General features: G+C 72.8%; 9 protein-coding genes. 6 read left to right on the plus strand and 3 right to left on the minus strand.

Annotation, left to right across the window (positions count from 1 at the left end):
- Nucleotides 1–75: 75 nt before the first annotated feature.
- The 6 genes from CH341_RS27930 to CH341_RS27955 all read left to right on the plus strand — a co-directional run bounded on the left by CH341_RS27930 (nt 76) and on the right by CH341_RS27955 (nt 3,652).
- A complete protein-coding gene (locus tag CH341_RS27930; protein WP_111422293.1) occupies nt 76–414 on the plus strand; it encodes a hypothetical protein in 339 nt (112 codons plus the stop codon).
- A gap of 264 nt (nt 415–678) precedes the next feature.
- On the plus strand, nt 679–1,290 hold the full coding sequence (locus CH341_RS27935; RefSeq protein WP_281023659.1) for an RNA polymerase sigma factor: 612 nt from the start codon (nt 679–681) through the stop codon (nt 1,288–1,290).
- On the plus strand, nt 1,277–1,711 hold the full coding sequence (locus CH341_RS27940; protein WP_111422297.1) for a hypothetical protein: 435 nt from the start codon (nt 1,277–1,279) through the stop codon (nt 1,709–1,711). The genes CH341_RS27935 and CH341_RS27940 overlap by 14 nt, the downstream gene beginning before the upstream one ends.
- The gene (locus tag CH341_RS27945; RefSeq protein ID WP_111422299.1) at nt 1,708–2,160 is read left to right on the plus strand and encodes a periplasmic heavy metal sensor; all 453 of its coding nucleotides are present in this window, start codon (nt 1,708–1,710) and stop codon (nt 2,158–2,160) included. Before CH341_RS27940 ends, CH341_RS27945 begins: the two co-directional genes overlap by 4 nt.
- A gap of 115 nt (nt 2,161–2,275) precedes the next feature.
- A complete protein-coding gene (locus tag CH341_RS27950; RefSeq protein ID WP_111422301.1) occupies nt 2,276–2,500 on the plus strand; it encodes a cysteine rich repeat-containing protein in 225 nt (74 codons plus the stop codon).
- A gap of 276 nt (nt 2,501–2,776) precedes the next feature.
- Nucleotides 2,777–3,652 (plus strand): ABC transporter substrate-binding protein, encoded by an 876-nt coding sequence (locus CH341_RS27955; protein ID WP_425376215.1) that lies wholly within the window; start codon nt 2,777–2,779, stop codon nt 3,650–3,652.
- On the opposite strand, the gene CH341_RS27960 is transcribed toward CH341_RS27955, so the two are convergent.
- Genes CH341_RS27960 through CH341_RS27970 form a run of 3 tightly spaced genes read right to left on the minus strand, consistent with a single transcriptional unit; the run spans nt 3,653 to nt 4,823 of the window.
- Nucleotides 3,653–4,027 (minus strand): Na+/H+ antiporter subunit G, encoded by a 375-nt coding sequence (locus CH341_RS27960; RefSeq protein ID WP_111422303.1) that lies wholly within the window; start codon nt 4,025–4,027, stop codon nt 3,653–3,655.
- Between the two features lie 8 nt (nt 4,028–4,035).
- Nucleotides 4,036–4,320 (minus strand): K+/H+ antiporter subunit F, encoded by a 285-nt coding sequence (locus CH341_RS27965; RefSeq protein ID WP_111422305.1) that lies wholly within the window; start codon nt 4,318–4,320, stop codon nt 4,036–4,038.
- Nucleotides 4,317–4,823, minus strand: a complete 507-nt coding sequence (locus tag CH341_RS27970) for a Na+/H+ antiporter subunit E (RefSeq protein WP_111422307.1) — start codon at nt 4,821–4,823, stop codon at nt 4,317–4,319. Before CH341_RS27970 ends, CH341_RS27965 begins: the two co-directional genes overlap by 4 nt.
- Nucleotides 4,824–4,973: the final 150 nt, after the last annotated feature.

Here is a 4,973-nt window from a genome sequence, read left to right on the forward strand (position 1 = left end):
CCGTTTCTTTTTGCGACGGCGGGCGATTGACCCGGGCGGGCCGCGGGACCACCATCGCGGCGAGGGGGACGAACCATGCGACGCGCGATCGTCGGTCTGGCTGGTGCGCTGGCCTGCGCGGCCGTGCTGGGCGGCTGCGTGACCACCTCGACGACGGCGCCGAACACGGCGCCGCTCGAGCTCGGCATGACGCCGCCGGCCGTCGCGGCGGCGCTCGGCGTTCCGCTGGAGCCGATCTCGGCCTATCGCGGCACCAGCCCGGCCGGCTCCGACGTGTTCGTCGCGCGATTGCCGGCCGCCACGCCCGGCCTGACCCCGGTCGACGGCCTCGTCTGGCTGCAGTTCCGCAAGGGGCGGCTCACCGGCTACAAGCGCGACTGGCACATCGGCCCCGGCCCGACCCGGCCGTTCTGAGCGGCACGGCGTGCCGAGGCTGCGGCGGACGCCGACATAGAAGCCCGGCCCGGTGCCGCCGCTGGGGTCCCCTTCCTCGGCCCGCGGGCCGGCCCGAAACCCGCCCTTCACCGTGACCCGGTCGTCGAGGTCGTCCGAGCCCGAGCCCTTCGAGATGCAGCGCCGCTTGGAGCCCCGATCGCGGCGCTCGCCGTCCGCGGCACCGGAGTCCTCGCGACCGCCCGATCCGCCGGGCGCGAAGGAATCCGGGCCGGCCCACGTACAATCGCCAGGAGCACGGCCGGGTCAGGGGAGCCGGGAGCGATGGCGGAGGACGAAGCCGACGAGGCGCTCGTCGGGCGGGTCGCCGGTGGTGACCGGCGTGCCTTCGGCCGCCTGATGGAGCGCCACATGGGGCTCGCGATCCGGGTCGCCCAGAAGGTCGCGGGCAGCGCCGCGGACGCCGACGACATCGCCCAGGAGGCGTTCCTGCGGGTGTGGACCCGGGCCGGATCGTTCGACCCGGCACGGGCGCGCTTCACCACCTGGCTCTACCGGATCGTCGTGAACCTCGCGATCGATCAGCGCCGCCGCCCCGCGCATGCCGAGATCGACGCGGCCGGCGAGATCGCGGCGTCCGATCCGGAGCCGCTCGGCGTGCTGGTCGCCCGCGAGGAGCGCCGCGCCGTCGACACCGCCGTCGCGGCCCTGCCGGCCCGGCAGCGCGCCGCCGTCGTCTTGTTCCACATGGAAGGCCTGAGCGGTCGCGAGGCGGCGGCCGCGATGGAGATTTCCGAGAAGGCCTTCGAGTCCCTGCTGATCCGCGGCCGCGCCGCCGTCAAGGCGGCCTGCCGGGCGCGTGAGGAAACCGTGGGAGGAGCCCGTGACGATCGATGAGTTCCGCCGGCTGGCGGAAACCTGGGGCGGCGACGTGGAGCGCTGGCCGGAGCCGCTCCGGGCCGAGGCCCGGGCGCTGGCGCGCAGCCCCGGCGGCACCGCCGTGCTGGCCGCCGAGCGCCGCCTCGATCTGGCGCTCGGGGACACCCCGGTGGTGACGCGCCGGCGCGCCGACGACGTCGCATTCCGGGTGCTGCAACAGATCGCCGACGCGACGCCGCGTGGGCGCGAGAGGGTGCCTGCCACCCTGCCGTCGCGGCTGCGCTGGCTGTTTCCGGCCGCGAGCCTCGCCGCGTCGGTGCTGCTCGGCGTCTCGCTCGCGGTCGAGCTGCCGTTCTCGGCCGCGCCGCCCGCCGCCGCCACGATCCTCGCCATGACGGTCGACAGCGGCTCCATGGCCAGCGACTGGGGACTGCCATGACGACGATCGCGACGCGCTTCAGATTCGGGCGGCTGCATCTGCTGCTGCTCGCCTCGCTCTGCCTCAACGTCGTGCTGGGCAGCTACGTCGTCACGCAATGGCTGGCGCCGCGGCCGCTGCTCGCCGCCGCCGGCGCGCCGGCGCGCCTCGTCGACAACATCGCCGATCGCCTGCCCGAGGCGGACGCGGCCCGGCTGCGGCGCATCTTCGAAGGCAAGAAGCCGGCCCTGGCCGATGCCCAGGCGGCCTACGAGCAGGCGCTGCGCGACGCCATCCAGAAGCTCGCCGATCCGCGCCTCGACGTGCGCGCCTTCCGGGCCGCCGTGATGGAGGCGCGCGACAAGCGCGTCGCCATCGGCGACGTCGTGATCGACTCGGTCGTCGAGGCCGCCGTGGAAATCCCACCACAGACCCGCGCCGCCCTGGTCGGCCGCTTGCGCAGCCGCTGAGCGAAGGACTCTCGGCGCACTGCCATATCAGACGGGGCGGCGCCGTGGCGATCCGACGACCGATACGCCGCGTTCCGGCCCCGGCCCGGTTCCAATCAGCAACGAGGAGACACCGATGCGTTCGATCATGATGCTCGCCCTTCTGGCGGCCGCCACCCTGGCGGCCGACCCGGCCGCGGCGCAGGACCAGCGCAGCGTGCTGCGCGACGCCTGCAAGGCCGACTATCAGCGCCTCTGCAACGGCGTCCAGCCGGGCGGCGGCCGCATCGTCAAATGCCTGCAGGACCAGAGCGACAAGCTCACCCCGGCGTGCAAGACCGCGCTGTCGAAGGGGAACTGATCAGATCAAGCGGCTACGCCCCGGCACTGTCGGACTTCGCGTTCGTGTGATCCGTTCGGATCTCGGACCATCAGCGCCAGCGCAAGACCTACCCCCCACCCCCGACCCCTCCCCGCCACTCGCTTCGCGAGCGGGGGGAGGGGAGAAGAGGGCGCCTCGGCGTCCAGTTCTTTCAAGCAAGGCGTTTCTGCTCTCTCTCGCGTCGTGCACGGCGCTGCGGCTCCCCTCCTCCCATTCGCGCCAGCAAATGGCGGGGAGGGGTCGGGGGTGGGGGGCCTGCAGCGTCTCCACGGGCGCGAGCGTATCCGGGTCAGCCCCCTCGGCGCAGCCCTGCTTCTGCTCGCCACAGCCCTGCTTCTGCTCGCCGTCCCGGCCCGGGCCGAGCCGCCCAAGAAGATCGCGTCGCTCAACCTGTGCACCGACCAGCTTCTGCTGACGCTCGCCGATCCGGAGCAGATCGTCGGGTTGAGCCCGTACTCGCGCGATCCGGCCATGTCGTGGGCGGCCGCCGAGGCGGCGCGCTATCCGGCGCTGTCGGGCGGGGCCGAGGACGTGATGGTGCTCAAGCCCGATCTGGTCGTCGCCGGCCGCTTCGAGCGGCGCGCGACGCGCGAGCTCCTGGCCCGGCGCGGCCTGCCGCTCGCCGATTTCGACATCGTGCGCACCATCGACGAGGCCAAGCAGCAGCTCGCCCGCATGGGCGCGCTGGTCGGCCATCCGGAGCGCTCCGCAGTCCGTATCGCGGCGATCGACGCGGCGCTGGCGCGGGCGCGCGCCGCCGCGTCGAAGAGCGGGCTGCGGGTGCTGGCGGTGTCGCGGCGCGGCTGGGTGCCGGGCGTCGAGAGCCTGACCAGCTCGCTGCTCGCCGCCGCCGGGCTGGTCAATGCGGCGTCCGAGCTCGGCATCGCCACCGGCGGCTTCGCCTCGCTGGAGGAGATCGTCGCGGCCCGGCCCGACCTGGTGCTGGTCGCCACCGCGCAGGAGACGGCCGAGGACCAGGGCCAGGCGTTCCTGCTGCATCCGGCGCTGCAGCGCCTCTATCCGCCCGAGAAGCGCATCGTCGTCCCGGAGCCGCTGACCATCTGCGGCGGCCCGATGCTGGCCGACGCGCTCGACCGCCTCGCCGACGCGCTCGGCCGCGTCGCGCCCTGATCAGTTTTCGCGCGGATCCGTCGCCGGCGGGGTCACCGTCGCCCATCCGGAGTCTTGGGCCGGCGGCAGGGTGTCGCACAGCGCCGGGTCGCGCAGGATATGGGCCTTGGCGATCATGTGGGCCGACACCGGCGCGGTCATGAACAGGAACAGGGCGATCAGGATCTCGTGGAACGACAGGTCGCCCTGCGCGAAGGTGAAATACAGCATCGAGGCGACCAGCATGGCGCCGATGCCGAGCGTCGTCGCCTTGGTGGGCGCGTGCAGGCGGCGCATCAGGTCGGGCAGGGTGGCGAGCCCGAGCGAGCCGACGAACAGGAAGACGGTGCCGACCAGCATCAGCACCGTGACGAGAATCTCCGACGCGGTCGTCATGGCGGGCCTCACTCGATCACGTTGCCGCGTAGCAGATACTTGCAGAACGCCACCGTGGTGAGGAATCCCACCATGGCGAACAGCAGCGCCGCCTCGAAATAGACCGCCGTGCCGTACCACACGCCGATCACCACGATCAGCGCGATGGCGTTCACCACCAGGGTGTCGAGCGCCAGGATGCGGTCGAGCACGTCGGGGCCGACGGCGAGCCGGTACAGGTTGAGCAGCGCCGCGACGCTGATGGCGACGACGGCGATCACGCAGGCGGTCTCGATCGGGCCGGTCAGGATCATTCGAAGATCTCCTTCAGGCGGCGCTCGTAGCGGCTTTTGATCTGGCGCACCACGGCGTCCGGATCGGTCGCCTCGAGGCAATGCACCAGCACGCTGCGTCCGTCGGCGGAGAGGTCGGCCGAGACCGTGCCGGGGGTGAGCGTGATGGTGCCGGTCAGCACCGTCACGGCCTCCGGCGTGCGCAGCTCCAGCGGCACGCTGACGAACACCGAGCGCAGCGTCGATCCCCGGCGGAACAGGATCAGCCGCGCCACCTCGACGTTCGACACCAGGATGTCCCAGGCGACGATGGCGGCGTATTCCAGCACTTTCAGCGGTCGCTTCACCACCGGCCGCTCGGGCCAGTAGCAGGCCGTGACCAGCGGCACGCCGACGCCGAGCGCGACGCCGAGCAGGACGTGGCCGACCGACAGGCTGTTGGCGAGCGCCACCCACACCACTGCGACGACGACGCTCAGCAGCGGATGCGGCAACAGGCGCGATCTCAGGACGGCGGTCCTCATGGCGTCGCTCCCGGCAGGGCGGCCGCCCGGGCCGGTGCGACGGCGCTCCGGTAGGCGGCGGTGTCGAAGAGCTGCCGCGCGTCAATCTGGTCTTCCTCGACGCCTGTCGCGACAACCCGCTGGCCCGCTCGCTGGCGCGCTCGCTCGGCA

It is taken from the genome of Rhodoplanes roseus (genome assembly GCF_003258865.1).
Taxonomy (GTDB): Bacteria; Pseudomonadota; Alphaproteobacteria; order Rhizobiales; family Xanthobacteraceae; genus Rhodoplanes; species Rhodoplanes roseus.